Below are 2,545 nucleotides of genomic sequence, written 5' to 3'. Positions count from 1 at the left end.
AGTCGGTACTGACGGTGGTCGGCGGCAAGGTTGTGTACGCCGCCGGCGACTTCGAAAAACTCGGGCCGGCCAGCGTACCGGTACTGCCGGACTGGTCGCCGGTGATGAAAGTCCCCGGCCACTGGCGCCCGAATTCGCCGATGCAGGCTCAGGTCCACCATTGCAGCGGCCCGTGCGCGGTGCATACGCACAGCCATGAAAAGGCGCGCCAGTCGAATGCGCCGGTCAGCGATTTCGCCGGTTTCTGGGGCGCATTCGGCTGTTCCTGCTTCGCCTTCTGATTCCGAAACAAAGCGCCGGTCTTCGTGACCGGCGCTCCCCCGCAACAACCATCCATCGAGGAGTTTCACATGAGCAACGTTCCTTACTCGCGTCTGAACAAAGACGATGCCGTTGTGCTGTTGGTCGACCACCAGACCGGCCTGATCTCGCTGGTGCAGGATTTCAGCCCGAACGAGTTCAAGAACAACGTCCTGGCGCTGGGCGACATCGCCAAGTTCTTCAACCTGCCGACCATCCTCACCACCAGTTTCGACAGCGGCCCGAACGGCCCGATCGTGCCGGAACTCAAAGAGCAATTCCCGGACGCGCCGTTCATTGCCCGCCCTGGTCAGATCAACGCCTGGGACAACGCAGACTTCGTCAAAGCCATCAAGGCCACCGGTCGCAAGCAACTGATCATCGCCGGTGTAGTGACTGACGTGTGCGTGGCGTTCCCGACCCTGTCGGCGCTTGCTGAAGGTTTTGAAGTGTTTGTGGTCACCGATGCTTCCGGCACCTTCAACACCACCGTGCAACAAGCGGCGTGGGCGCGGATGTCGGCCGCCGGTGCGCATCTGATGAACTGGTTCGCGGTGGCCTGCGAGCTGCAAGTCGACTGGCGCAATGACATGGAAGGTTTGGCGAATCTGCTGTCGCAGCGTCTGCCGAACTATCGCAATCTGATCAATAGCTACACCAAGTTCACAGCCAAGTAATCCGCTGAAAAAAATGCCCGCCGATGTGCGGGCATTTTTCTGCTCAACGTTTTTGCAACCACCCCAGAAATCCAGCTTTCCTGACCGGCACAGGCTTGGCCATCAACGCCAACCGACTGTTCTGTTGCCGTACTGCCTGCAACTTGTTCAACGCCTGGCCCACTTCGTTGCGCTGCTCCATACACTGGCGGGTCAGGTTCTTGTCGAGGCGGTAGATGATGGAGGAAGTCAGCGCGGTGAACGTCGCCTGGGACGGCGTATCGGCAAGGATGCTCTGTTCGCCCATGACTTCGCTCGGCCCCATGCGACCTGCCTCGGCCAGGCCATTGCCGTCGGACACGCTGGCGCTGACGACACCGGTGGCAATCACAAACAGGCTGTCCGGCACTTCGCCCAGATCCAGCACCACCTGGCCGGCGGTGTACTGCTGCGGCACCATCGATTCGGCGAGGCGGTCACGTTCCTCATGGCTGAGCGAGCGGAAAATCTTCACTTCATCGAGCAGCGCGCGGGCGCGGCTCGAGGGCTCGATCACACCGTCCGGATGCCGCGAGATGCCAGCCGCTTCAAGGTGCCGATGGGCGAGGTCGAACAGTTGATTGCGCACGTCGCCTTTCTTGCCCAGTTCGGCAATGAAACCGCTGGCCACGTATTCGGACATTTCTTCACCCGCCTCTTTGAGCAGCGCTTTCGGCGCCGGATCGAGCAACAGACTGCTGCTGCCTTGCAGAGTCCGCTCGAGGGCATCGAGCACCCGGCGCGGACGGACGTGGTTCGGCAGCTTGATGCTGATCGACACGCCGTGCAGGTTGGTCGGGCGGCTGAGGTTGACGATCTTGGCCTTGGCCGCCACCGAGTTCGGCACCACGGCCAGGGTGCCAGCGCTGGTCAGCAGATGGGTGGCGCGCCAGTCGATATCGAGCACCTTGCCTTCGACGCCGTCGATCATCACGAAATCGTCCACCTGATAGGGCTTGGTGGTATTGAGCACGATGCCGGAGAACACGTCGCTCAATGTACTCTGCAACGCCAGACCGACCACGATGGCAACCACCCCGGAGGTCGCGAGCAGGCCTTTGACCGGCAGCTCCAGCACATACCCGGCGGCAGCGACAATGGAGGCCAGGAACACCAGTGCACCGATCACGTCCTGCAACAACCGACCGCTGTGACCGATGCGGCGCATCAGGGCCAGACCGATCACTTCGGTCAGCACCCGCGCGGCGTACAGCCACCAGAGAATCCCCAGTGCCGTGGCGCCCAGTTGCGCAACAGGGTCATCGGCGAACAACGGCGCCTGCAACGGACTGACGCCGGCGTTGATGACCAGCGCACTGAACGCCAGAAACAACGCCAGACGCACGCCGACCCGCAAGGCGCGGTGCTTGAACGGGGCGAGGTGCCAGAGCAGTGTGTCGAGCACCAGAAGCAGGGCGCTCCAGGACAGCAGGTGGGCAAACATGAAAGTCATGGAATAGCTCCGCCGGAAAAGAGAGAGTGGCCCGCACCGGATGGTGTGGGAGCGAGCCTGCTCGCGATGGGGGTCTATCAGTCAACAGTGCAGCGGC

General features: G+C 62.0%; 2 protein-coding genes and 1 pseudogene. 2 read left to right on the top strand and 1 reads right to left on the bottom strand.

Annotation, left to right across the window (positions count from 1 at the left end; genetic code table 11):
* Both AC1DH9_RS27090 and ycaC read left to right on the top strand, forming a co-directional pair.
* Window positions 1-281: pseudogene (locus AC1DH9_RS27090) on the top strand (amidohydrolase); the annotation flags it as partial.
* Window positions 282-350: 69 nt separating this feature from the next.
* The gene (gene ycaC, locus AC1DH9_RS27085) at window positions 351-977 is read left to right on the top strand and encodes an isochorismate family cysteine hydrolase YcaC (protein WP_019690857.1); all 627 of its coding nucleotides are present in this window, start codon (window positions 351-353) and stop codon (window positions 975-977) included.
* 43 nt (window positions 978-1,020) lie between these two features.
* Here the strand turns inward: ycaC and AC1DH9_RS27080 are convergent, their stop codons facing one another.
* Entirely contained in the window at window positions 1,021-2,448 is a 1,428-nt protein-coding gene (locus AC1DH9_RS27080; protein WP_427538518.1) for a mechanosensitive ion channel domain-containing protein, read from the bottom strand.
* Window positions 2,449-2,545: the final 97 nt, after the last annotated feature.

The sequence above is a fragment of the Pseudomonas sp. 05T35 genome (assembly GCF_056396605.1).
This window is presented reverse-complemented; position numbering and strand designations above follow the sequence as displayed.

Excerpts from the sequence above, each read along its gene's own strand:
- ycaC (WP_019690857.1), top strand. The coding sequence starts at position 351 with ATGAGCAACGTTCCTTACTCGCGTCTGAACAAAGACGATGCCGTTGTG.
- AC1DH9_RS27080 (WP_427538518.1), bottom strand. The coding sequence starts at position 2,448 with ATGACTTTCATGTTTGCCCACCTGCTGTCCTGGAGCGCCCTGCTTCTG.